The organism is Streptomyces sp. NPDC091416 (assembly GCF_044756845.1).
In the GTDB taxonomy this organism is placed as follows: Bacteria; Actinomycetota; Actinomycetes; order Streptomycetales; family Streptomycetaceae; genus Streptomyces.
This window is the reverse complement of the sequence record NZ_JBIVTU010000034.1, coordinates 1-23,770: the sequence shown is the minus strand read 5'-3', so window position 1 is coordinate 23,770 and position 23,770 is coordinate 1. Positions and strand designations below refer to the sequence as shown.

General features: G+C 74.2%; 18 protein-coding genes and 2 pseudogenes. 9 read left to right on the top strand and 11 right to left on the bottom strand.

The genetic code is table 11. The annotated features are described in order from the left end of the window. Positions 1-284: 284 nt before the first annotated feature. The 3 genes and pseudogenes from ACIQMX_RS41570 to ACIQMX_RS41560 form a co-directional block, all read left to right on the top strand. The gene (locus ACIQMX_RS41570) at positions 285-941 is read left to right on the top strand and encodes a GNAT family N-acetyltransferase (protein WP_402486715.1); all 657 of its coding nucleotides are present in this window, start codon (positions 285-287) and stop codon (positions 939-941) included. 87 nt (positions 942-1,028) lie between these two features. After that, positions 1,029-1,388, top strand: a complete 360-nt coding sequence (locus ACIQMX_RS41565) for a hypothetical protein (protein WP_402486712.1) — start codon at positions 1,029-1,031, stop codon at positions 1,386-1,388. A 542-nt stretch (positions 1,389-1,930) separates the two neighbouring features. Then, positions 1,931-2,631: pseudogene (locus tag ACIQMX_RS41560) on the top strand (transposase); the annotation flags it as partial. 190 nt (positions 2,632-2,821) lie between these two features. Here the strand turns inward: ACIQMX_RS41560 and ACIQMX_RS41555 are convergent. From ACIQMX_RS41555 to ACIQMX_RS41535, 5 genes and pseudogenes are all read right to left on the bottom strand, one after another. Then, positions 2,822-3,607 carry a hypothetical protein gene (locus ACIQMX_RS41555; RefSeq protein WP_402486709.1) on the bottom strand — a complete coding sequence of 262 codons (786 nt, stop codon included), beginning with the start codon at positions 3,605-3,607 and terminating at the stop codon, positions 2,822-2,824. A 421-nt stretch (positions 3,608-4,028) separates the two neighbouring features. Next, entirely contained in the window at positions 4,029-4,169 is a 141-nt protein-coding gene (locus ACIQMX_RS41550; RefSeq protein WP_402486706.1) for a hypothetical protein, read from the bottom strand. 332 nt (positions 4,170-4,501) lie between these two features. Beyond that, a complete protein-coding gene (locus tag ACIQMX_RS41545) occupies positions 4,502-7,924 on the bottom strand; it encodes a hypothetical protein (RefSeq protein ID WP_402486703.1) in 3,423 nt (1,140 codons plus the stop codon). 77 nt (positions 7,925-8,001) lie between these two features. Further along, positions 8,002-8,151, bottom strand: a pseudogene (locus tag ACIQMX_RS41540) (helix-turn-helix domain-containing protein). Between the two features lie 101 nt (positions 8,152-8,252). Further along, positions 8,253-12,044, bottom strand: coding sequence for a hypothetical protein (locus ACIQMX_RS41535; RefSeq protein ID WP_402486701.1), 3,792 nt, complete (start codon positions 12,042-12,044; stop codon positions 8,253-8,255). Positions 12,045-12,407: 363 nt separating this feature from the next. Here ACIQMX_RS41535 and ACIQMX_RS41530 point away from each other — a divergent pair, with 363 nt between their 5' ends. Both ACIQMX_RS41530 and galE read left to right on the top strand, forming a co-directional pair. Beyond that, positions 12,408-12,671: a hypothetical protein gene (locus ACIQMX_RS41530; protein WP_402486698.1), complete on the top strand. Its 264-nt coding sequence runs from the start codon at positions 12,408-12,410 to the stop codon at positions 12,669-12,671. Positions 12,672-14,102: 1,431 nt separating this feature from the next. Continuing rightward, complete coding sequence (gene galE, locus ACIQMX_RS41525) at positions 14,103-15,098, top strand: UDP-glucose 4-epimerase GalE (RefSeq protein ID WP_402486695.1); 996 nt, start codon at positions 14,103-14,105, stop codon at positions 15,096-15,098. Positions 15,099-15,111: 13 nt separating this feature from the next. Here the strand turns inward: galE and ACIQMX_RS41520 are convergent, their stop codons facing one another. From ACIQMX_RS41520 to ACIQMX_RS41495, 6 genes are all read right to left on the bottom strand, one after another. Then, positions 15,112-15,810 (bottom strand): hypothetical protein, encoded by a 699-nt coding sequence (locus ACIQMX_RS41520; RefSeq protein ID WP_402486692.1) that lies wholly within the window; start codon positions 15,808-15,810, stop codon positions 15,112-15,114. A 73-nt stretch (positions 15,811-15,883) separates the two neighbouring features. Further along, positions 15,884-16,651, bottom strand: coding sequence for a sugar phosphate nucleotidyltransferase (locus ACIQMX_RS41515; protein ID WP_402486689.1), 768 nt, complete (start codon positions 16,649-16,651; stop codon positions 15,884-15,886). Between the two features lie 13 nt (positions 16,652-16,664). Further along, positions 16,665-17,717 (bottom strand): DUF2332 domain-containing protein, encoded by a 1,053-nt coding sequence (locus ACIQMX_RS41510; protein WP_402486686.1) that lies wholly within the window; start codon positions 17,715-17,717, stop codon positions 16,665-16,667. A 12-nt stretch (positions 17,718-17,729) separates the two neighbouring features. After that, positions 17,730-18,395 (bottom strand): RraA family protein, encoded by a 666-nt coding sequence (locus tag ACIQMX_RS41505; protein WP_402486683.1) that lies wholly within the window; start codon positions 18,393-18,395, stop codon positions 17,730-17,732. 16 nt (positions 18,396-18,411) lie between these two features. Continuing rightward, positions 18,412-19,623, bottom strand: a complete 1,212-nt coding sequence (locus ACIQMX_RS41500) for an SIS domain-containing protein (protein WP_402486681.1) — start codon at positions 19,621-19,623, stop codon at positions 18,412-18,414. After that, positions 19,620-20,537 (bottom strand): dTDP-4-dehydrorhamnose reductase family protein, encoded by a 918-nt coding sequence (locus ACIQMX_RS41495; protein WP_402486677.1) that lies wholly within the window; start codon positions 20,535-20,537, stop codon positions 19,620-19,622. The genes ACIQMX_RS41500 and ACIQMX_RS41495 overlap by 4 nt, the downstream gene beginning before the upstream one ends. 220 nt (positions 20,538-20,757) lie before the next feature. On the opposite strand from ACIQMX_RS41495, the gene ACIQMX_RS41490 reads away from it, so the two are divergent. The 4 genes from ACIQMX_RS41490 to ACIQMX_RS41475 all read left to right on the top strand — a co-directional run bounded on the left by ACIQMX_RS41490 (position 20,758) and on the right by ACIQMX_RS41475 (position 23,588). Continuing rightward, positions 20,758-22,071 (top strand): XRE family transcriptional regulator, encoded by a 1,314-nt coding sequence (locus ACIQMX_RS41490; RefSeq protein ID WP_402486674.1) that lies wholly within the window; start codon positions 20,758-20,760, stop codon positions 22,069-22,071. A 267-nt stretch (positions 22,072-22,338) separates the two neighbouring features. Further along, positions 22,339-22,749, top strand: coding sequence for a hypothetical protein (locus ACIQMX_RS41485; RefSeq protein WP_402486671.1), 411 nt, complete (start codon positions 22,339-22,341; stop codon positions 22,747-22,749). A 63-nt stretch (positions 22,750-22,812) separates the two neighbouring features. Further along, positions 22,813-23,340: a hypothetical protein gene (locus ACIQMX_RS41480; protein WP_402486668.1), complete on the top strand. Its 528-nt coding sequence runs from the start codon at positions 22,813-22,815 to the stop codon at positions 23,338-23,340. Positions 23,341-23,360: 20 nt separating this feature from the next. Continuing rightward, positions 23,361-23,588 (top strand): hypothetical protein, encoded by a 228-nt coding sequence (locus tag ACIQMX_RS41475; protein ID WP_402486665.1) that lies wholly within the window; start codon positions 23,361-23,363, stop codon positions 23,586-23,588. Positions 23,589-23,770: the final 182 nt, after the last annotated feature.

Here is a 23,770-nt window from a genome sequence, read left to right as displayed (position 1 = left end):
CTGCGCGGCGTACGCGCTGCAAGTGTGCCCGCGGCTTGACGCCGCCGACGAGCGGATCGAAGTCGCCCTTGCCCAGACGTACACGCTGACCGAGGACCGGATCACGGGCGTGGGGGGCCAAGTGCATTGCATAATTGGATTTACTTCGATAGTATTGCAGCCTCATGGGGAGCTGGGGCTTCGCCCCTTTCGCGCCAGCCTCTTCCCAGACCGCTATCGGGCCGGCCCCCGCACGGACCCGGCACCCATACACACGGCGGGCCCCCGCCTTCTGAACGGATCTCATGCAGCACGACGTCGCGTCACGCGATTCCACACCTGTACGCATCGGACGCGCCCGATGGCGCGACCTGGACGCGGTCTCCGATCTACTGTCCTTGGTCAACCCGGGTGAGCCAGTCCCGAACACGATCCCACTGGCGCTTTCCTTGCCGCCGGGGCGGCTCACGCACGGGCACTGCCTGTGCCTCACGGCCCGAGTCGGCGGCAGCATCGCCGGAGTGCTGATGGCCAGCCCGCCCAACTGGACCGAGACTCACCGTCTGCGCGGCGCTCTGGTGCGCAGCGTCCTGTACATCGGCGGCGTTGCAGTCGCACCCGACTTCCGAGAGCGGGGCATCGCCAGTGCACTACTGCGTGCGGCCGAGCACCACAGTCGCCTTGCCGGACTTCGGCTGCTGACGCTGGAGCATCCGCCCGGGCTCACCGGGTTCTACGACCGGCGCGGCTACAGAGCGGGGCAGGAGCGGCTGCTCGTCGCGCTGCCTGACGGCTTGCAGGTGCGCAAGATGCCCGGGCATCTGAGCGCCGTGAAATCCCTCGCCCTCGGGGTCGGACTCACCGAAGTGCCAGGCGCTCCCGCTGACATCGTCACCGGTCTGCTTCCGGGATGCGAGGTGCCGCCCTCCGCCCGCTACCGCCACGGCCGCCTCGTCGTCTGATCCACGCGCTGGGCGAGACCGATCGCTCACCGGCTTCACCGCCCGCGACCCGCGACCGGTTCCGCCACCGCCCGGAAGGACACCATCTTGATCGTCACGCCCCATGAGCACGCCCAGCTGATCGCCAATGCGCTCGCCGACGCTCTCCGCAGCGACGCCAAGCACCGCTCCAACCGCAGGGACCTGGAGTCCATCGCGGATCTCCTGGATGTAGCGATCATCGCCTTCGTGGATGCCGAACCCGCCGACGTCACCTCGGCTCCGGCGGACGCAGTCCTCGCGCTTCAGGATGCGGAGGTCTTTGCCGCCCGATCGCCAGGGGCTGGCTTTCCCCAGGGATTCACCGCCGTCGTCCTCGTACCCCTCCGGGGCCGCGCCCCCGAGTTGCCTGCCCCCGTCGGAGCGGGCACCCCTCAGCTTGTTCTCTATCTACCGTCCGCGTCATAGGGCGGGGTTGGACGGTTCCAGACTGCGTCTGACCGGCTGACAACCTTGCGAAGTTCGCGGGCACTTTGGGGTGATATGGCCTGCATGACGGTGTCGAGGAGGGCTCGGGCTTCGAGGGGGTTGCCGCAGCAGTACCAGTGCACGTTGCCCCACTCGTAGTCGTGCCACAGATCCCGCTCGGGCCGGTGGACGTAGTTCTTCCACAGGCCCACAGCCGTGCTGACATCGCCTGGCTGCAGATAGTTGCGGGTGTGCTCGAGACGGCTGATCTCGGACAGTGCGCGCGAAGACAGGCCGTCGATGACTGGCCCTGCACCCGTTGTCAGGTGGCTGCCGGGGGCGCCGGCACGGACCTGTCCTGGCCGTCTACGCGGCATGGACCTTTCGGTTCGTCGTCATGCGGTACATGGTGCCACGGTCTCGAATAGCGTCTCGAACGGATTCGCTCGCATGGGGTTTCGCCGGACGTGGGGGCGGCCTTCGTCTGATCATGTACTCCGGCCAAGGTGCACGTGACCAAGACGAAGGCCGTGGGGGTGAGTCTGCTGCCTGATGCTGTCCGGAGGAAAGCGTTCGCGGAAGCGTCACGCTTCCGGGGCGAGTTCTACGAGTGTCTGACCGCCCGGCGTGACGAGTTGTTCGAACTCACCGACGCGGTGCTGTGTGCGGACGGTACGGTGAAGACCCCTGTGGACCTGACGCTGTTGCCCGAGCATCGTCGGGGGCACGGAGCGATGTACGGCGGCCTGAACCACGGCCGGATCGACTCCGACCGTGCTTCGCTCGGATGCGCCATGCTCGGCGGAGCGGCTCTTCTGCCACGTCTACGGCCGTGCGAAGGCACGCCTCGCAGTTCATTCCGGGCTGGCCCTACTCCTTCGTCGCCGTGCTGGAGCCGGGTGCCACGTCCTGGACCGCGATCCTGGACGCGGTCCGGCTCGGCCCGGCGGACGACGCGACCGCGATCACCGCAGCCCAGCTTCGAGGAGTCGTTGAACGGCTCATCGCCGCTGGCCAGTGGCAGTCCGGGGACCCGCATATCGCGATCGCCACCGACGCCGGCTACGACGTCACTCACCTGGCCTGGGTCCTGCGCGACCTCCCCGTCGAGCTGGTCGGCCGCGTCCGCTCCGACCGCGTCATGCGTCTGCCGAAACCACCGCGGATGCCCGGCGTCAACGGCCGGCCGCCCAAACACGGCCCGGAACTCCGCTTCACCAAACCGGAGACCTGGCCCTCGGCACTCCCCTGGACCCGGCCCTGTCGGCCAGTACGCGGCCGCGTTTCCCGGTCGACGTCGTCCTCGCCCTGGGCAAGGCGCTGGGGTACCTCGACGCCGACGGGCGCATCGTCGAGGCGCTCCGCTCCAAGGGACGCGGGCGCTGGCTCCCCGCCGCCCCCACCATCGACCCCGCCACCAGGAACCGGCGCGTCTACACCAACCACCTCGCCGCCGCCCTCGGCATCACCAACGAGGCCATCGAACGGGGCCTGAACCGGGGCACGCTCACCGCGCCGGACGCGCTGACCGTGTGCCAGTCGCCGCCGTCGTGCCAGCAGCAGGAACGGGCCCCGCGGTCCGGCAGGATCTGACGCGTCCAGCGCCGCCACCACCGCGCTCCGGCCGGCATGCAGCCGGGCTCGCGGAACGGCTCCGGCCGCCCGAGGCGGGCCACCGCGAACTCCTCGAACACCAGCCGGAGCTCGGGCGCGGCAGGGCGCGGCACGTAGCCGGCGCCGCGGTCGGCGGCCACCTCGGTGCCGGCCAGGTCCTCCATCTCCTCGCGGGTGATCGCCCTCCAGCGCGGGCCATACGGGCGGTAGCGGTCGGCGCCGGCGAACACCACCCGCCGGAAACGGACCTCCTGCCGCGATCCTTCCGGCCACAGCTGCCGCTCCACCCACACCGGCGGCACTTCCTGGTCGGGGCAGTGCCGCTCCCACACCGCGCCCGCGTACCGCTCTACCCCATTCATCAGCCCCATCCCCTCCTCGCCGGCGATCTGCGTAGCCACCGCGACTGGACGCGCCCCGGACGCGGTGAACAACTGCAGCCGGAACGTCCCCAGCAGTCCCGGGGCGGTGAGCATGTGCTCGTCCACGGCGAGCCGGCGCGGCGCCGCCAGGGTGCGCAGCTCGTCCCGGCCACCACCGGAACGGACATCGGGGCGCGGCGCCGGGGCGGGGGCCGGCTCGGTGGAGAGGTCGTCATCGCTCATCCGCAGATCATTCCCAACCCGGCCGGTCCGTACGACCTTCGGCAGCCCTCCGCGAGCGCCGGGCCGAAGTCCCCCTGTCGTAGGCCTTCTTCAGCTCGGCCCGGGGCCGGGCCGGTGGCGTGGACGCGGCGCCCCATGCCGTCCCCACCCCCGGCAGCCGGCAGCGCGCCCGGGTGTACGGCTACCGGTGGCGTGCGGCGTCGATGTCGCCGACGTTGACCAGCACCGTCCTCAACTCCCCCCATGCCTTCGGGCGGGGTCCCGGGCAGGGCGGCGGCGTCCAGCAGGGCGCGGGCGTGCCGCCTCACGGCCGCCTCCCGCCATGTACCGGGCGCCTGGGAGACCAGCGCTGCGGCGAGCAGCAGGGCATCGGGCCGGCCGGGGTGGGCGGCGGCGCGCTCCGCGACGAGGCCGGCGTCGGTCAGGGCCGGGGAGTGCTCGGCACTGGAGCGCATCCGCTCCAGCACACCGTCTCGTCGACGGCGGCGTCGGCGAACGCCCCGGCCCCGGCCAGGGCTCCGGCGGGCAGGCCGGCGGCGAGCGCGGCACGCCACAGGGCCACCGCCGCCTGCATCCGGGCCTGCACGGCCGCGGGAGCTGGCCGCCGGCCACGATCAGCGGGCGCAGCCGGGGGACACCGCCCCGGGATCGCCAGCCTGCCCCAACGCCCGTACGGAGGAACCCGCATGTCCGTCGACCCGCCTCTCCCGCTCCCGACCGGCGCAGCAGGTGGTCCTCGGCGCCGGGCGGGCGCGGCCAGGCACACCGCGGGCCGGGCGAGCGGAGGCACGGAGCCAGCCGGCGGGCGGGCCCGGCCGGTCAGTGCGTCGTTGCGGAAGCGTGAGCGAGGTCCACGTCACCGGCTTCGACCAGGGCCCGGCGCAGCTGCGCGGCCTACGCCGGGCGGTCGGGTGCCGGCAGGGCCTCGGCGGCCTGCAGCAGGGCGCGGGCGTGGTGGCGGACGTCGCTGTCGTGCGTGCCTTCCGGGGCGGGGCGGGTGAGCAGGTGGACGGCCAGGAGCAGGGCGTCGGGCTCACGGGGGTGCGCGGCGGCGCGTTCGGCGATCTGGCCGGCGTCCGTCTGGGCCGGGGTGTGGGCGGCGCTGCGCCGGGCCAGGGGCAGCCACACCTCGTTGGGCAAGGACGCGGCGAAGCCGCCGGCGCCCGCGAGCGCGCCGGGCGGCAGCCCGGCCTCCAGAGCGGCGGTCCACCAGATCTGTTCGGTGTCCACCGAGGTCCGGCCGGCCGGGCGCAGGGAGGTGAACAGGGCGAGGTACCCGAGGAAGCCGGAGGCGGCCTCGGCGCCGTCCGGGCCGGTGGCCAACTCCCGCCAGGCGGCCGTGGGGTCGCCGAGCAGGCTGTCATGGCCGGTCAGGAGCGCGTGCACCACGCGGAAGGCGAGGGCCCCGGCGGGTTCTTCGCGCAGGGCGGCCAGGAGCTGGCGGCGGTCCAGGGCGGCGAGCAGCAGCGGATCGAGGCCGGGGCCGCGGCGCTCATGCAGCCATGAGGCGGCCGGGGAGGGCCGGCCGGGGGCCAGCGCGTACAGGTCGGGGTGGGCGGCGGTGAAGGCGGTGGCGCGGCGGTGAAGGAGAGGCAGGTGCGCGCCGAGCACGGCGGCAACCGTCTCGTCGCCGCCACGGGCCTGAAGGACGGCGGCGATCAGGTCAAGGACGTCGCCGGGCATCTGGCCGTCCCGGGGCGCCTGGGCGGCGGCGTAGTCCAGGAGGCAGTCCAGCGCGCGCACCGCCGGGTGGGACTCCGGCAGGCCTGCGGGCAGTTGCTGTTCCTCTCCGGCCGTACGGTCTGCAGGTGGGCCGGCGGTGGGCGTTGCCGGGCCGCCGGCCGTCACCGTCGGGGCCGGGGGCGGGGCGGCGGGCCGGGTGAGCGGCTCGGCGAGGGTGTGCAGCCGGTCCAGGGCGGCCGGGAGGTGACCGCCGAGGCCGTCGTCCCCGGTGCGCCACACGAAGGCCAGCAGGCCGGACCACGCCTGGCCGGCGTACTCGCCCGCGTCGGGGATGTGCGGGTCGGCGGGGGCGGGCAGGGTGCGGCTGAGGGTGAGAGCGGCGAGCACGGCTTCGGCCGGGCCGGCGGAGAAGGCCCCGGGACGGCGCGCGGCGGCCGCGGCGGCGGCGAGGTAGAACGCGCCGAGCTCCGGCAGGACGAGGGCGGTAAGCAGGGCGGGGACGTCGGCGGTCCAGGCGTCCGGGTCGGCGGCCACCAGGCGCTGCAGCACGATCGCGTAGCCGGCGGCGCCCGCGTCCGGGGCGCCGGCCAGGGCGGCCGCGGTCGCGAGCGGGCCGCCCGCGGCGGCCAGGTCCCGCAGGTCCTCCAGTTCGAGGGCGGTGTGAAGACGCGTCCGGGGGCGGGCGGCGGCCCGGGGGTCGGGCGGCCCGTCCGGCCGGGCCCGGTGCGACGGGCCGAGGCCGGCCAGCAGGGGCGCGGGCAGGATCGGTGACCAGGCCCCGGACCGCTCGGCTCCGGCGGGCCGTCCGTGCTCCACGTCGGCGGCCGCGGGCGCGCAGAGCGCCTGACGGGCCCGCCGGTGAAGGTCGGCGGTGCGCTCGGGCGGGCAGGTGGTGAGCACGAGGTCGACCAGGCGGGCGCCTTCCGGCGTCGGGTGGCCGGCCAGCAGCCGCAACGCGGCCTCGACCGCCAGGTCCCACCACTGCCCCGCCCCTTCGTCCCCGGCGCCGGGGGGCGGCGGGTGGGCGGCCAGGTGGGCGGCGAGCACCCGGTCGTGCACTGCTGTGCCCGCGGCCGCGATCCGCGGCCACGCCCGCAGCCGGTCGGCCAGCGGCAGGCCGACCGCGGCGTCCGCCGCGGCGAGGTCGAGGACCGCGCGGGCCAGCAGCGGGCCCATGTCCAGGACCGGGCCCAGGAAGAGCGTGGCGTCCAGGACACGGACCTCGTCCAGGTCGACCACCTCCGACCAGGGCCGCCGGCCGGACGCTTCGAGGTCGCGGCGCAGCAGGCCCGCCAGCGCGCCGCGGACCGCCCGGGCCCAGCGGAACGAGCCGCCACCCTCGCCGGCGGGGGCGTGGACGCTCACCACCAGTTCCCGCAGCAGGCCCGTGATGTCGTGCTCGGGCAGGCGGGCCGCCCACTGGCGCTTCAGGACTCCGGTCAGCTCGGGCAGCGGACGGCGCTCGGCGTGCGCGCGCAGGCGCTCGTCCCGCCAGGCCCGCCAGCCGGCGTGCCCGAGGTCGACGGCATCCTTCAGCAGCTCCTCGGCGGCCAGCACCCAGTCCCCGTCCCGTGCGGGCAGCGGGAGAGTGCCCGCCCAGGCGGCCACGAGCCGGCGCGGCACGTCCGCGTGCTCGGCCGGCGCCCCAACCCGGGCCGGAGACAGCACGTACGGGAGCAGCCGGCGCACCCCGGCCGGGGGAAGGACACCGGCGTCGGCCAGGCGCAGCAGCGCGCCGAGAACGCGGGGGCCGGCGGGGGCGAGCTCGGCGGCGTGCCCGGCCAGCCACGGCCCGGCCATCCCGGGGGCGGCGGCCAGGTGCTCAAGGAACGGGGCCGCCGGCCAGGTACCGGCACTCTCGTCGGTGAGCAGCAGGTGCGGCGCGTGCTCCTCAAGGGCCCCCAGCCAGGCCGCGGCCGGGGCGGAGCCGAAGAAGAACGCGGTGGCGCGCGGGTCCGCCCAGCCGGCCAGCTCCCGCGCCTGCGCCCGACCCGGCTCCTTCAGGGCGGCCAGCTCCCGGACGCGGGCGGCGCGGCCATGCAGCGGCACCAGCAACTCCCGCGCCAGCAGCAGCACCTCCCGGTAGACACCGGCCGCGCCGGCCGGATCGGCCTCGCCGCCGTGCAGCGTGCCCGACGTCCTGGCGTACACCTCGCCCCACCCGTCAAGGGCCTGCTCGTGGTAGGCGCCCAGCGCCACGCCCATCAGCCGCTCGGCGATCCCCGCCGCCCTCGCCCGGTGGAAGCCCCCCGGGCGCGTCAGTTGCCCGCGCAGCACCTCGGCCGCCCGGCGTACCCGGCCGAGCGCGGCCTGCGGCGGCGCGGCCGCGGACGGGCCGGGAAGGGTGTCCACCGCGGCGAGCAGGTCCATGGCCGCGGACTTCAGGCCCACCGCGTCCGGGGCGCCCGGCAGGCTCAGCAGGGCGTCCGCCGCACCGCGCAGGCACGACTCCGCGACCTCCGCCGGCCGCTCCAGCCCGGCACCGGCCAGGACCCGGTGCGCGTCCCGCAGCAAGCCCAGCGCCCGCGCGCCGGCGGCGCCCTGCGCGATCAGGGCCGCGGCCAGGACCTCGTCGACCACCGGCAGCTGTACGTCGGGCCGTTCGCCGCCGGCCGACGGCATCATGGTGCTCATCGGTGCACCGTAGAGGCCACCGGGCGCAGCGTGGGCAAGAACCGGCCGGTCCGCGACCGTCCCCTGCCGTCCTGCCGTCAGCGTGCGGCGTGGCGGCGGGTGTCCCCGCCACGGGTACGCAGGGTGGTGCCGGCCTCGGTGAGCAGGCGGTGGACGAATCCGTAACTGCGCCCGCAGCCGCGGGCGAGGGTACGGACCTAGGCCCCCGCGGTGTACGCCTTCTTCAGCTCGGCCCCGAGCTTGAGCCGGGCCGGCCCGGTGACGTGGACACGGCGTGCCCCAGCATGGCGACTCCCTTCTTTCCCGCTCCGCGGTGTCCGGGCGGGAGCTACTGATGGCGGGCGGCGGCGACGTCGCCGGCGTTGACCAGCGCCCTCCTCAACCCCTCCCACGCCGGGGGGCGTTCGGGAGCGGGCAGAGCGGCCGTCGCGTCCAGCAGAGTACGGGCGTGCCCGCGTACGACGGGGTCCGTCCACGTCCCGGGCGCGTGAGTGACCAGCAACTCGGCGATCAGCAGGGCGTCCTGGCTGCCGGGGTGGGCGGCGGCGCGTTCGGCGACGAGGTCGGCGTGGCTCAGGGCCGGGGAGTGCTCGGCGCTGGAACGCGTCAGCTCCAGCCACTCCGGCTCGTCGACGGCCGCCTCGGCGAACGCGCCCGCCCCGGCCAGCGCGCCGGAGGGCAGGCCCGCGGCCAGAGCGGCACGCCACAGGTCCACAGCAGCCCGCAACCGCGCCGCGGGCGGGAGCGGGCGCGCGGCGCCGGTCCGCGGCACACGGAGGGCGATCGCCTCCAGCAAGCCTGAGACCGCGGCCACCGCGTCGGCGTCGGCGTCGGCGTCGGCCAACTGCGACCACCAGGCGGCGGGTTCGCCCAGGAGGGCCGGATCGGCCAGCAGCGCGGCCGCGGTATGGCCGGCGGCGTCGCACGCCAGTCCGGCATCGCCGCGCAGCGCGCCGATCAGGTCGGCGCGGTCCAGGGCCGCCAGCAGCGGCGGGCTGAGCCGTCCCCAGCGCAGCCACGACCCGGCCGGCGAGGGCCCGGGCGAGGGGATCCGGTACAGAGCGGTGCGGTGGACGGCGGTGAAGTCCGGGGCATAGCGGTGCAGGGCGGGCAGCCGTACGCCGATCGCGTCAGCCACCGCGTCCTGGGCGGCGGCCGCGGGCAGGGCGCCAGCCACCGCCTGGAGCACTTCGTCCGGCATCTGTCCGCGAGCGCGCGCCTGGTGAACGGCGTACTCGAGCAGGCACCCCAGCGCCCGGACCCGCGGGTCCGACCCCAGCAGCACCGGCTCGCCGGGACTCCCGGCCGCGGGGGCCGGGGCCGGGCCGGCGGTGTCGCCGGCGGGAGCCACGTCGCCCCCGTCCCGTCCGGTGCCGCCGGGGGCGGGCCGGGCCAGGGCGGCGGTCAGGGCGTGCAGGTGGGCCAGGACCTCCTGTTCCAGGCCTGCGTCCAGGGCGATGTCCGTGCGCCACACGGTGGTGAGCAGGTCGAACAGGGCCTGGCCGGCGAACAGCCTCACATCGGCGCGGTCCGCGGCGGCCGGGCCGACAGCGGCGGCCAGGCGGTCGCGGACGAGGCCGAGAGCCGCGGTGACGGCGCCGACGAGCGCTTTGCCGGGGAAGACGCCGGGGCGGTCGGCGTGGCCGGCGGCCGCGGCAAGGAAGAACGCACCGAGCTCCGGCGTCCTGAGGGCACCCAGGATCGCGGGCACGTCGGCAGTCCAGGCGGCCGGGTCGTCGGCGACGAGGTGGTGCAGGACCATCGCGTAGCCGCCGTCACCGGCGTCCGGCGCGGCGGCCAGCGCGGCGGCGGCCGCCGCCGGCCCGCAGGCTTCGGCCGCCTCGGCCAGATCTCCGGCGCTCAGGGCGGTGGTCGCCGTGACCGGCACCGGCGCGGGAACGGTGCGCGGGTCCGCAGGGCCGGCGGGATTCAACGGGCGCACCCGCTCCAGCACCGGCTCCCAGCCGGCCAGCACCCGCGCGGGCAGCAGCGGCGACCAGTCCCACACCCGCAGCCACGAGGCGAGCGGCTCCCTGGTGCCGTCCACCTGGCCGGCGCCGGCGGGAAGGACCTGCTCCAGCTCGGCGGGCGCAGGAGGCGCGCCGAGCGCGGTGCGCACCCGCGTCTCCCACTCCCCGGCACGCTTCGGCGGGCAGGTGCTGAACACGAGGTCGACGAGGCGGGCCGGCTCCGGGGCGGGCCGTACGGCCACCAGGCGCTCCGTGAGCTCGATGGCCCGCTCCCACCACTCGTTCACCACCTCGGCGGGCGCCGGTGTCTGCCCATCGGGCGCAGGCGGCCGGGCGGCGAGGTGAGCGGCGATCAGGCGGTCGTGCAGCAGGGCGTCGACGGCGGCCACCCGGCGCAACGCGCGCGTGCGCACCCCCAGAGCGATGCCGGCGTCCGCGTCGGCCGCGGCCAGGTCCAGGACGGTGCGCGCGAGCCGGGGACCGCCGTACGCGGCCGTGTCGCCCGCGTGCACCCGGTCGAGGTCGCCACGAAACACCAGCGGCCGGGCGGCGGCGGGCAACAGCGCGACGTCGCGGGCGAGCAGGCCGGCCAGCACCGCCCGGATCATCGCGGCGTTGGGGTGAGCGGGTCCGCCGCCGCCCGGGTAGGCCGTCAGCGCGAGCTCGCGCAACAGTTCCGCGGCGTCGTGCCCGGGCAGCCGTGCAGCCGTCTGCTCTGCGATCCGCTCCCGGATCTCCTCCTCGGCCGCCAGCGCGGCCGCCATCGCCGCCCGGGCTGGGGCCGGATCCCCGGCCACCGCCAGATCCTCGGCCGCCTCCTCCGCGGCGGCCACACGCTCGGCGACGGCGTGCAGGCTCAGGTGGCCGGCGTGCTCGTCCTCGACCGCACCGACCAGCAGCCCCTCCACCACCAAGACCCACTCCCGCCCCCGGCCCGTACGGGGAACGGCCCGTGCCCACCGCCCGGCCAGGCGCAGCGTCGCGCCCACCGCGGGGCCCCCGCCCGCGCGCACCACCGCCGTATCGGCCAGGACGGCGCGCACCTGGTCGGCGGCGACGACGTCGGGGTGGGCCAGCGCGAGGCCCAGCAGGGCGTCAAGGGCCGGCCGGCCGGCCGCCGAGGCCTTCTGCGCCCGGCTGACGGCGGGGTCCTCGTCGTCCGGCGCCGTCAGCCACGCCCGGGCGGCGTCCGGGTCGGCGGCGGCGACGTGATCGAGGAACGGGGCGGCCGGCCACCGCCCGCCGGTATCCCGGTCCGGCAGCAGCAGGTGCGGCGCGTACTCCTGCAGCACCCCCAGCCACACCGGCGCCGGGCCGGAGCGGAAGAAGTAGTCGACGGCGCGCCGGTCCCACCAGCGGACAAGTTCGGCGGCCTCGGCCTCCCCCGGGCCCTGAAGTGCGGCGAGCTGAAGGACCCGGGCCGCGCGCTCCGGCAGCGGCACCAGCAACTCCCTCGCCGCACCCAGGAGTTCGGTGTAGAGGAGGCGGGCGTCGCCGGGCCCGGCGCTACGGCCGTGCAGGATCCCGGAGGCCAGCCCGTAGACCTCCCCCCACACATCCAGCGCCCGCTCCCGCACCCCGCCCGGCCCGGCGCCCGTCAGCCGCTCGACGATCCCGCGGGCCCGCCCCCGGTGATACCCGCCCGGGCGCTCCAGCTCACCGCGCACCACCTCCGCCGCCAACGTCACCCGCTCCCACCGCGCACCCGCCCCGCCCGGCACGCCCAGGGGGTCACCGGAGCCGTCACCGGGGCCGTCACCGGCGGCAACGGCCCCGCCGGACAGCGCCTGTTGGACGGCGGCCCCCTCGACCATCTCCCCGATCAAGCCGGAACCCGCGGCAGGCGGCGTCCCGACGGCGTCCAGCGCCGCCACCAGGTCCTGCGCCGCCGCCTGCAGGCCCACCGACCGCGGGGCCCCCGGCAGACCGAGCAGCGCGTCCGCCGCGGACCGCACACACGCCGCGGCCACCTCCGCCGGCCGCACGAACCCCACCCCCGTCAACGCGCGCCGCGCATCGAGCAGCAGCCCCAACGCCCGCACGCCCGCATCACCCTGCGCCGCCAGCGCACCGGCCAGGACCTCGTCCACCTCCGTCGGCAGTTCCAGCAAGGGCAGTTCGCCGCCGTCCGGCGGCATCTCGGTGTTCACCGGTGCACCGTAGAACGTGCCGGCCCCCGCCTGCGGGCGAACCGGCCACCCGGCCCCGGCCATCGGCCCGCTGCCGTGACAGGCGGTCCAGGGCGTAGCGGCGGAGCCCGGAGGCGGCACGAGGGTGCACAACCACGTCCGCCGGAGGACATCCCGGACCGCCGGGCGGGACGCAACAGCATCCTCTCGTTTCTCCCCTCTGACCTGGGGTGACGCGGACGGCCGGGAAGGTACGCCCGTCCCGGTCGGCGTGGTCGGCGGCTCGCGCCGAGAGGCCGTGCGCTGCCACGATCAACGGGCGCAGCCGGGGAACACCGCCCCGGGAGCCCCAGCACGTCCCAACGCCCGTACGGAGGAACCCCCATGCCCGCCGACCCGCTCCTCCCGCTCCCGCCCGCCACCGGACCGGCCGCTCCGACCGCTGTGTCCGTGGGCGCCTCGACCGGCCGCCTGGGCGCGGCCGAGGCCGCCACGGTCATCTCCGCCATCGCCTCGGTGACCGTCCTCGCCATCCTGGAGCGGCCGGTCCCCACCGTGCTGGCCGCCCTCGTCGTGGCCGCGGGACTCCTGCTCCTGCCCGGCTACGCCCAGCGCCTGCTCACCTCGCTCACCGGCTCCCGCCCGTAACCCCGCCCGCCGAGTAGCCCGCCCGGCCGGAGCCGGGGCAGGAGTCGGCCGAACTCGCCGTCCTGCGCGGCTGGCTGCGCGGACGCAAGAGCGGCGCCTCCCTGACGGCGGCCGCCGAGGGCCGGCGGGCGACGTATCCGTACCTCACCGAGCGAGCGAGCGCCGCGGGGCGGCGCGGCGCCGGGGAAGTCGTATGGGCTCCAGCGTCAGGCGGCCTCCGGCCGGGGGGGTCGCGTCAGATCTACGCAGGTCGGATGGGGGAAACCACGGTGCGTGCCGCGGAGTCGCTCAGATCCGGCAGATCGGGGCCGCAGCTCGGTGACCCGTGCGGTCAGCGCGCGCCGAAGGCCGGAGGGCTTCCGGTGGGGTGGTCAGCTCGACGAAGCACAACTGGGCGGCGGTGCCGACCGCGTCGCGGGCCGTCGATCAGGGCGCGGGCGGGGTGCCCACCGATCGCTGCACGGCGCCGATGCGCTCCTCCTACGCCGGACAGCGGCACAGCGCCTGGGGCGCGAGCGGTGGCCTCGGAACCGGAATGTCGCCAGACGGCGGGGCAGAGCCGCGCGCTGCTGCTACCTTCGATGTGACGCCGCAGATTCGGGCACGCGGCGCCGGACCTGCTGCCTCGGCAGCAGAGTCGAAACAACACCTCCGGCCACCGGGCAACGCGATCCCAGGCCAGCGGGGCAAAGCGCCGTCGGGCGCCCCGAGACAACGGCGGTGCCGCTTCGGCGGTACCGCCGTTGGCATACCCCGCCAGGGCGCCCTCAACGGCGGGGCGCGGAAGCCGGTTCCGTCCGGTGCTGACCACAGCCCGGCGGGACGAGCCGAGCGGCCCCGGGCCGCAGCGGCGGAGCGGGGAGCAACTGGGCGAACACGCCGGACGCGGGTCGGCCGCGAGGAGTGCGCGGGCGGTGTCGGCGGCCGCGCGGGCCCGGCGCTCCCGCGTCGGCAGCGCGGCCGGTGGCAGGGTGTTCAGCCGGCCATGTCCACCTCGCCGGCTTCCACCAGTGCTTGGCGCAACTGCTCCGGGGAAACCGGCCGCGCCAGGTCAGGAATTTGAGCTGAACGGCGAAGCCCAGCCTTGTCGCCCCGGTCTTGTTCCGTAACCAGCCCGCCTCGTCGCTGTTCATGGTGAAGTGGTCCACCACCCCGTCCAGGCCCACTGTTCGGCCCCTTCCGCACACCCCCGTGATCACATGTCGGGCTGGATGGTAGAGGCGCCGCTGTACATCGGGCGCGGAAATCCGGGAACCGCCACGGCACGGTGACCCGAGCTGGTAAAGGGCGCCCGGACGGGACGCCGGCGCCCTCGGCGTCCGTGAAACCGGGCCCGGCCGGGCAGCCGAGAGGCCGCCCTTGGCCGCCTGTTTGTCCGATAGCCTGGCTCGGTCGCCTACTGGGGCTGGAACGAGCCGGGAGAGAAACATCGTGGTGAAGGTCCTTATCGCCGGGGGAGCCGGTTACATCGGCAGCACGGTCGCCTCGGCCTGCCTGGACGCGGGCATCACCCCCGTGATCGTGGACAACCTCGTTCGGGGCCGCCGCGAGTTCACCGAGGGCCGCACCTTCTACGAGGGCGACATCGCCGACGGCGCGCTGGTCGACCGGATCTTCTCGGAGCACCCGGGCATCTCCGCTGTGGTGCACTGCGCGGCGCTGATCGTGGTGCCGGAGTCCGTCGCGGACCCGATCGGCTACTACGAGGCGAACGTGGCCAAGAGCCTGTCCTTCGTCAGCCACTTGCACCGCAACGGCTGCGACCGCATCATCTTCAGCAGCTCGGCCTCCATCTACCAGGCCGGGGACGGCTCGCCCGTCAACGAGGACTCGCCGCTGGCGCCGCAGAGCCCGTACGCGCGGACCAAGGCCGTGTGTGAGGAGATGTTCGCCGACATCGCCGTGGCCGGGCCGCGCGTGCTGTCGCTGCGGTACTTCAACCCGGTCGGGGCCGACCCCAAGCTGCGTACCGGGCTCCAGCTCAGGCGGCCCAGCCACGCCCTGGGCGTGCTGATCCAGGCGCACCAGGAAGGCCGTCCGTTCCCGATCACGGGGACGAACTACCCGACGCGCGACGGCTCGGGTATCCGGGACTACGTGCACGTCTGGGACCTCGCCGCGGCCCACATCGCGGCGATCGAGCGCTTCGACTCCGTCCTCACGGGATCGAAGCGCTCGATCGCGATCAACCTGGGCACCGGCTCCGGCACCACGGTCCGGGAGCTGTGCGAGGCGTTCAACAACGTCGTCAGCACCCCACTGGCAACCGTCGACGCCGACCCGCGGCCCGGTGACGTGGCCGGCGGCTACACCAAGAGCGACCGGGCGGCTGAGCTGCTGGGGTGGACACCGCAGCTGTCCCTGGAGGACGGCATCCGCTCCGCCCTGGACTGGATTCCGGTGCGCGACGGGCTGTTGAAGGACTGAGCCCTTCCCGCCTTCACTCCTCCCGGGCGCTCGGGCCCGGGAGGAAGCCGGCTTCGAGGGCGAGCAGGTGCTGGATGGCGGGAGCGAGCCACGCGGTGTCCCACCGGTGGTCCGCCGAGGCATCCCGGTAGGCGTCGTGGGGGATGCCGAGCGCTTCAAGGAGCCGGCGGCCGGCGGTCCAGTCGGCTTCCAGGGTGCCGATGCCGCCGAGCGCGATGCGGCGGGCCCCTTGGAGGGCTCGGGCGTGGCGGCGCAGGTTCTGTCGGACGTCGTACTCGTCGAGCCGTGCGGTGCAGCCGACGACCTCCGCGAGTTGCGGGTGGGGCGGCCGGTCGCTGAGCAGTGAGGCATCCCAGACGCTGGCGACGGCGAAGAGGTCGGGATGCCGGGTCAGCAGGTTGAGAGCGGCGAAGCCGCCCTTGCTGAAGCCCAGCAGATGCACCGGCGGCCGGTCCTGGCCGCCGAGCAGGGCCAAGACCGTCGGTACGACCACGCGGACGAGGTGGTCCTCCTGCTGGCAGTCGGCCCGGGTGGCGTGGTTGACCAGCCAGGGCGACTGGCTGAACGTCGGTGCAGCGAAGACGGTCCCCTCGCGCAGGTGAGCCGGGAGCCGTCCGATCTCGGCGAGGCTGTGGCCGTACTTGCGCCCGTCGCCCTTCTCGACGGGCAGGGCCAGCACAACCCTGCGCACCCGCTGCTCGGGCCAGATCACGGTGACCTCCGTCCCGGAGCTTTGGAACGGGCTCTCCAGAAGGACCTGGGTGCCGGCGGGCAGGGCGGGGCGTTCATGAGCGGAGGGCGGCGACGGCATCGTGGTAGGTCTCCCAGTTGTCGCAGTTGAACCGGAGGTCGTCCGGCCGGAGCGGCAACGCCATGAGGTGGTTGCCAGCGGCGATCCAGCGCCGGATGGCGTCGATGAGGTAGAGCTCGCCGGTAGGGCGGGGCCGGCACGAGCGCAGTGCGTCGAAGACGAACGGCCCGAGCACCCAGCGGGCGGCGCAGGCGTGCACCCATGGGGCACCGGCGTGGTCCAGGAGGTCCCTGCCTAAGGCGACGGCAGCCGACCCGGGCCCGGGCGCGTCGGCCGCGCCCAGCAGGGTCTCATGCACAGGGATGCCGTCCGCGGGGAAGACGCGGGTCAGGACGGAGCAGTCCGACGTGCCGGAGACGAGCCGCTGGAGCGGTGTCTCGCGGTCGGCGGCGCCGCGGATCAGGTTGTCCCCGAACGCGAGGACGAACGGCTGGCCCCCAGTCCATGTCTCGGCGGCGAGGACGGGGGCGCCGGGGCCGGCGCCGTCGTCCTGGACCCGGTAGGAGAAGTCCATGCCGTACGCGGCACCGCTGCCGAAGTAGGCCGGGATCTGCGGCTTGCGCGCCGAGACCACGAACAGAACGTCGGTGATCCCGGCCGCACGCAGCTCGTGGACGAGGTGCTCCAGGATCGGCCGTCCCCCGGCGGGCAGCATCTCCTTGGGCATGATGCGGGTGATCGGAGTCATCTTGGTCCCGGCCCCGCCGGCGGCCACGACCGCCCTGGTGATCGTGCGCGACATGACGTCCCTCCCGTCAGGCACCCGGCTTGGCCAGCCAGTCAAGCCAGGTGCCGTAGACGTCGCAGTGGGCCACGATGTCCGAGCGGCTCACGCCGCCGTCGTAGCTGGCCATGATCATGCGAGGGATCTCCTGGCCGAAGTGGCCGATGGAGACCTCGTGCAGGGAACGGCGCTGGCTCAGCTCGGCGAGGGTGTCGACGAGCCGTTCCCGGCCGCCCGGCGAGCCGAAGATCTGGTAAATCGACCACGAGAAGACGAAGACCAGGTGCTGGTCGTCCGGGGTCTCGTCGACGATGTCGGCGAGGTGGTCCTGTGCCGTGCCGGCCAGGATCGTCGGCGGGGTGCGGGCGGCCAGCGCCAGGGCGCTGTTCAGGGTGTGCATCCGGTTGGTCTGCTCGGGCCAGGTGAGGCTGACCAGCCACTCGGTGGCCTCGCGGTCGGTGACGTCCACCGGACTCGGTTCGATCCCGACCGGAGGTGCGAACCGCGCGAGGTCCAGGGACAGGGGCGGCATGGCGCCCTTGACCTCGCAGTGCAGGACGGTGTCCGGGTCGCTGTCGGGCAGGGTGAGCTGGTGCCCGTCGTAGTCGTAGGTGTAGCGGTCCCAGAGCAAGGCCAGCCCGGCGCTGGCGCCCACGTCCACGATCCTGATCGGCCGGCCGTCGTCGAGCTGCTGCTGGAGCGCGGCGAAGGCGGGCAGAAGGACGGTGCAGCGGTTGACCTCGTTGGTCTGGACGGACCGGGTGGAAATGATCCGGCGGATCCGTACGGCGCGGCGGCGGCAGAAATCCGTCAGCAGGTCGGCGGCACGGTCCTCGGCCAGGTCCTCGTGGCCGGTGAAGTAGAGGGCTAGCGGGTGCTTCACGCCGCGGCGCAGGATGTGGTGGACGGCCGCGAGCAGCATGTTGGGGGCGGGCTGTCCGGGCTGGGTGTGGGCCGCGAGGTCGAGCAGCTCGGGGGTGCGGGCGGCCGCGCGGGCCAGAGTGGCGTACAACGGGGACAGGTTAGTGGCCTGCTGGTCGGCGAACCGCCGGAAGGTGTCGGCGAGCTGGGTGTGGTCGGTCATCGGGGATTCTCCTCAGATGATCTTGTAGCCGGAGTCGGCGAGCTGCTGTACGGCGCCGAGGCTCTGGCCGCGGCGGGCCCACCACTTCTCCTCCTCGGTGGCCTGGGACGCGTGGGCCGTGGCGATGACGGCCGCAATCTGGTCGCGGGGGACGATCACCGTGCCGTCCTCGTCGCCGACCACGACGTCACCGGGGGTGATGCGGACGCCGTCGATGTCCACGGGGACATTGACCGCGCCGTCCTGGCGGCCGGCGGGGTAGTCGAAGTTCAGCGGGGTGGTGCCGCGGGCGACCGTGGGGAACGCGATGCGGCGCAGCTCGGCGAGGTCGCGGACCATGCCGTCGACCAGGACCCCGGCGATGCCGCGGGTCTGCATGTGTGCGGCGGTCACGCCCCCGAAGCACGAGCGTTCCTTGCCGCCGCTGGCCGCAACCACGACGACGTCGCCGGGCTGGGCGAGGTCGATTGCCGCGCGGCGTACGGTCACGTCCGGGCCCAGCGCGGTAACGGCGCTGCCGCACAGAACCAGGCCGGGGGTCTGGAGCCGCAGGCAGTGGGAGAGGGCGCCGGTCTTGCCGAGGGCGTCCACGATCGAGGCGACCGGGATACGCGACAGGGCGGCGATCTCGCTGCGGTCGGGGCGGACGATGTCGGTGTGGATTTCGCGTGCGGACATGGTCGGTGCCTTTCGTTCAGAGGGACGGGGTGTCGGAGAGTTCACGGAGCGGTGCCAGGTCGCGGGCCATGAGGTCGTCGCTCGACAGCACGCCGGCCTGGTCTGCGGCGAGGACGGCGCGGGTGGTCCGGCAGAGCAGATGGGCGAGGGACTGCACCAGGGCCGCGAGGGCGAAGTCGTCGACGCGCGGCAGCCGGAAGCCACGCGCCCCGGCGCCGGAGCGGCTGGGGCCGTCCCGGTGCAGGAGGAACGGCCGGGTGCCTGCCACGGTGGCGGCGCCCACGGCCTCGCGGGTCGTCCTGCCGGCCGAGTCGTAGGCCAGGAGAAAAACCACGTCCCCGGGGCTGGCGCTGCTGAGCTGGTGCCGGACGCCGTGGGCGGGGTCGGGGTGGTCGTTGTACATCGCGCTCATGTCGGCCAGTGACGGATCGCAGATGACGAGCGGGGGCTGTACCCCGTCGACGCCGAGCGGCGCGTCCCAGCGCAGGTTGTGCGCGAAGTGCTCGCCGACGAGGGCGAGGGGTCCGCCGTCCGGGCACAGCACGTAGATCCGGCGCTGGCCTCGAATCGCGTCCCGGGCGGCCTCGGTCGCCTCCCGCAGGAAGGCCCCCAGCAGTTCGGTGTCCACCGCGACCAGGGCGTGCAGGTGCCGCTGTGCTCGGGCCGGCAGCGGCTCGGTGTCGGCGACGAGTGCGGTGGCGGCGGCCAGGGTCAGCACGGTCAGCATGGCGTCCTCGCTGATCTGCTGGTCCGTGGTTCCGGTCGCCCAGACCAGGCCGTCGGCCTGCTCCATCTGAGTGCCGTCGCCGCCCACCAGCGCCAGCACCGGCACGCGGTGTTCGGCGCAGAGCCGGACGGTCTCAAGGATGTTCGCCGACCGGCCGCTGACGCTGGCGACGACGACCAGGTCCACCCGGCCGATGCTCCGGGCAAGCGACCGCGCGAAGGTCGTGCGGTAGTTGTCCCGCTGCGCGGTGTAAGCCAGGGTCGCCGGGCTCATCATCGCGTCGTTCACCGGCACTCCGGAATGCGCGTGGAGCTGAAGGAGAGCCGAGCGGACGATCGCCGAGGAGCCGCCGTTGCCGAAGGCGCGGATCTCGCCGCCGCCAGCGGTGGCCTTGGCCAGCAGGTCGACGGCCTCGGTGCCGCAGGTGAGCATGCGGCGGACAGCGTCGCCCACCTCGGTCACATAGGCGTGGGCGAAGTCCTCGTACAGAAGCGTGGTCACGATGGGTCCTTCCTTCGTCCTGCAGCGGGCCCGGCGGGCATCAGCCAGGGCTCCACGACGGGCGGGAACTCGATGTCGAACAGGCGGCGGACCGGGCCCAGGGCCGCGGGCAGGTCCTGGCAGTCGAGGCGGCAGTCGACCGGCCGGTCCCCGGATGCCGCGTCCGTCTCGCCGGCGCGGACGTGATCGGCGGGCAGGCGGAACCTGCGCGCGATCATCAGCGCCATCCGGTACTTGGTCAGGCCCTGCTCCGCGCTCCAGTGGGCGACCGAGCCCAGGCGCTGCCCTTGCAGGAGGGCCCCGGCGAGCCGGCGGCACACCTCGGCGGCCTCGTCCGCGTGCGTGGGGTAGCGGACACACACGTCGTCCAGCTCGACCGGGGCACCGGCAGCGACCTGGCGGGCGATCTCGGTCAGGTTCGTCTCGGCGGCGAACCGCACGGGCCCGTACAGCACGGGCAGCCGCAGGATCGCCGCGTCCGGGCAGGCCCCGCGCATGGCGTGCTCGGCAAGGAGCTTCCACCGGCCGTAGGCGTTCAGCGGGTTCGGGAGGCTGTCGGGCCGGTAGGGCGGCGACGTCCCGTCGAAGACGTAGTCGCTGGAGATGTGCACCAGCCGGGCCCCGAACCGGCGAGCGGCCTCGGCAATTAGCCGGGCCGCATCCACGTTTCCCGCGCGGGCCCTCTCCGGTGCACCAGCCCACACCGCGGGGCGGCGCTCGCCCACGCAGTTCACGACGACGTCCGGCCGCACCCGGCCGAGCAGGCGCGCGATGGCGTCTGCCGACGTCGCGTCGACCGCGACCAGAGCGCCGGCGGTCCGGCTGAAGGCGGTGCCCGTCACGGTCATGTCGCCGAAGGCCCGCATCACGGAGCGGCCCAGGAGTCCGGACGCACCGAAGATCACTGCTCGCATCCCTCACCTCCACGGTCGTGCGAGGTGAAACAGACAAGCGGAGGCTGAGGCGTGATCGGGAGAGGTCGCCGCGGTGTACCCGGTGCACACACCAAGTCGGTGTACGGGCACCGGTTTTGCTGCCTGGTGTACGTACACCAGGCCCCATTCGTCCCGTCTTCTGGCAGTCCCCTGAGCGGTGGTACCTTCCGGCCAGGACCCCGCCGAACTTGGAGTGCCCATGGAGCCAGCAGCGGTTGACGCCCCGCCGGCCAACGTGCTCGGCGCCCTGTTACAGCAGCTGGGAATACGGCCGGAACAACTTGTCGCCCGCATCAACCAGCGGCGGGCCCGCCGCGGCTGTTCCCCCCTCAGCCCGAAGGCGGCCTACCCCTGGCTGCGCGAGAACCCCTCGCTTCCGCAGCCCGACAACCAGGCGGATGCCCTGGCCGTCCTCACCGCCAGGGCTGGACGGTGCATCACCGCGGCCGACGTCGGATGGGACCTGCATCGCCCCCGGACCCGTCACCGTCACCTCGACGCGCCCGGCGACGCCCCCCTGGAGGCCCTGCTCCAGGAGATCAGCCAAGGAGACCTGATGGACCGCCGCAACCTGCTCATGCTCACCGGAGCCGCAGCCACCGCCCCCGCCCTCGCGCTGCTGCTCAGCCCGATGGCGGAAGCCTCCGCCGCCCCTTCCGGCCAGCTGAACGAACGGCTCGTCGGGTCGATCGAAAGGGCAGTTCGCGACCTGAGGGAGATCGACGACTCCACCGGCAGCGCCAGCGGCGACCTCACCTGGGGCATCGGTATCTGGCAGAGCGCCTCCCGGGTCGTGGCACAGGCCCGCGGCCAAGGGCCCCTCACCGACCGGCTCCACACCGCCTACATCGAGCTGAGCGAGCAGGTCGGCTGGATGTGCTTCGACGCCCGCCAGCACCCGCAGGCCCAGCGCATCTACCACACCGGTATGCGCCTGGCCCGCGAGAGCGGCACCTCACTGACCACCCATCAAGCGACCGCCAACCTCGTCGCCTCCACCGCGTACCAGGCCGCGTGGCTGGGCCACCACAACGACGCCGCGGCACTCCTCGACATCGCCGCACGGACGCCAGACCTTCCGTCCGCAGCGGCCGCGGTCATCGCCGACCGGCGCGTCTACGCCGCAGGGCGGCGGCACGACCCTGACGCAGTCCTCCGATTCCGCGACGAGGCACTGCTCCACCTCGGCTCTCCAGACGAGCGCACCCCGTGGTGGGCGACCTGGCTCACGAAGGACTCCGTGGACGCCGCCACCGGCCGGGCCTGGCTCGCCTGCCAACAGCCGTCACGGGCCGTCCCCTTCCTACGCAGCCGCGTCGAGACGACCGCGCCCGACTACCCGCGCGACCACCTCCACGCAGTGCTCGACCTGGCCGACACCGTTCACCAGTGCGGCGACGGCGACCAGGCACGCGAACTCCTCGACCAGGCCGAAGGACTCATCGGCACCGTCAGCTCCCAGCGCATGATCCACCGGTTCGACGCCCTGTCGTCAGCCGTCGCCGCCGCGTGAAAGTCGGATTCGACACCGAAGCCGCAGACGAGTATGTGACACCGAACAGGACCGGCGGCCGCGTCCGGCCGATGGACCCGGCGTCGGGCCCCTTCACAGGGAGAGGAAGACCGCGGTGACCGCGCGGGACGCGGGGGTCGAGGACCCGGCCACCTGAGACGACCTGTTCGTCCGCGACGTCGACGAGCAGCCGGTTCAGTTCGTACGGCCCCCCGACACCGACCGCCCGACCTGGTCACTGTACGAGGCCGCGGTCTACCGGGCACCGTGACGGCGGAGTCGGACGGCGGCCGGCCGCTGTGGCGGGTGCAGGGCAGCCGCGAGGCGCACCGCGACGTGGACGACGCGATCCGTTCCCTGCGGCGCCCGTCGTCGTGGACCCGCGAGCGCGAGCAGGTCGCCGCCTGGGCCCGCCGCCTCCTCGCCGACGAGACGCTCCTCGCGGTAAACGTGGAGCCCACCGAGCTGGAGAACGCGTACGCGGTGCAGATCGCGGCCGTCAACCGCCGGGGCACCGTGGTCTTCAACGAGTACGTGCAGCCGAACGCCGTCCTGGAGCCGGCGGCGGTCGCCGTGCACGGCATCACCCCGGCCCCGACTCCTACCGCCTCGCCAGCACCCGCGCTCGCGCCGAGGAGTCGGCCAAGGCCGGCTGACCTCTGCCGCTACCTGCCTTGACGGGCCGCCGCCCTCCGGGCGTCGGCCCGTCGGCCCAAGATGCCCAAGTAGGCTGCGCTGGTCATGGAAACGCACGCCGCACCCGAGCAGACCCAGCACGACGCGATCCCTTGTGGTCCGCCGATCCGGCAACTCTTCCGGGACGTCATCGCCGATCGCGTGCCGGACCGCATGCCGCTGCAAGCGGCGATGTTGTTCGGCTCGGAGATCGACCCCGCCTGGGACGACCGGTCCTTCCTCGCCGAGTTCTACAACGAGATCCTCCACCAGGACACCTGCCAGCCCCACACCGCCGACGGCCTGGCCCTGCTCGCGGCCCTGGCCGTCGACGACCGGACCCCGCCCCCCACCGGTTCCAAGCCGTCGACCTGCTGTTTCGCGCCGCCACCGTCGCCGAGCGCCACCTCGCCGAGACCTGGCCGGCCACCCCGCAACATGCCGATCCCGATAGCGAGACCCGGGCCTGCAACGCAGTCCTGTTGCACACCCCTGATCTACTGGCCCGCTGGCCAGCCGAATGCGCCGCGGTTCAGCTGGCCCTCGCCGGTCTCGCCGTCGTCTTCCCGACGGACCGCACCCTGCCCGCCCTGACAGCGCGCCTGCACAGCGTCATGAACCAGCATCCCCAGAGCACCGACATCGGCGACTACGTGCGGTTCGTCCTCGTGCTGGCCACCCAAGACGACAGCCAGACCCTCGCGGCGACCGAGAAACTCACCGACGCCTACTGGACGGGTACAGCACGCGGAGTGCCGACACGGGCACGAGCTCTCCACCTCCTCGGCCAGATGCTGACCAGGGTCGGAGCCGGACTCACCCGGTCACGCGCGGGGCAGTGACGCGTCACAGGCGCCGCTATTTCTCATGAACATCTATGGGCGTCAAGATCCGCAACTGCTGCCCAAACCGGCGGACAAACGCTGCCCCTAGCTTGATCTTTAACCTGTGCGGCGTGGACGTGGAGTCGTTGACTTCTTCGTTCGTCGCTTGGCGGAGCCTGGTTTGCCGACTGTGTGCACGT

What these genes read in the sequence shown, in the direction of transcription:
- ACIQMX_RS41570 (WP_402486715.1), top strand. Translation starts at nt 285, where the DNA reads ATGCAGCACGACGTCGCGTCACGCGATTCCACACCTGTACGCATCGGA.
- ACIQMX_RS41555 (WP_402486709.1), bottom strand. Translation starts at nt 3,607, where the DNA reads ATGAGCGATGACGACCTCTCCACCGAGCCGGCCCCCGCCCCGGCGCCG.
- ACIQMX_RS41545 (WP_402486703.1), bottom strand. Translation starts at nt 7,924, where the DNA reads ATGAGCACCATGATGCCGTCGGCCGGCGGCGAACGGCCCGACGTACAG.
- ACIQMX_RS41530 (WP_402486698.1), top strand. Translation starts at nt 12,408, where the DNA reads ATGCCCGCCGACCCGCTCCTCCCGCTCCCGCCCGCCACCGGACCGGCC.
- ACIQMX_RS41515 (WP_402486689.1), bottom strand. Translation starts at nt 16,651, where the DNA reads ATGTCGCGCACGATCACCAGGGCGGTCGTGGCCGCCGGCGGGGCCGGG.
- ACIQMX_RS41510 (WP_402486686.1), bottom strand. Translation starts at nt 17,717, where the DNA reads ATGACCGACCACACCCAGCTCGCCGACACCTTCCGGCGGTTCGCCGAC.
- ACIQMX_RS41505 (WP_402486683.1), bottom strand. Translation starts at nt 18,395, where the DNA reads ATGTCCGCACGCGAAATCCACACCGACATCGTCCGCCCCGACCGCAGC.
- ACIQMX_RS41495 (WP_402486677.1), bottom strand. Translation starts at nt 20,537, where the DNA reads ATGCGAGCAGTGATCTTCGGTGCGTCCGGACTCCTGGGCCGCTCCGTG.
- ACIQMX_RS41490 (WP_402486674.1), top strand. Translation starts at nt 20,758, where the DNA reads ATGGAGCCAGCAGCGGTTGACGCCCCGCCGGCCAACGTGCTCGGCGCC.
- ACIQMX_RS41480 (WP_402486668.1), top strand. Translation starts at nt 22,813, where the DNA reads ATGGAAACGCACGCCGCACCCGAGCAGACCCAGCACGACGCGATCCCT.
- ACIQMX_RS41475 (WP_402486665.1), top strand. Translation starts at nt 23,361, where the DNA reads ATGAACCAGCATCCCCAGAGCACCGACATCGGCGACTACGTGCGGTTC.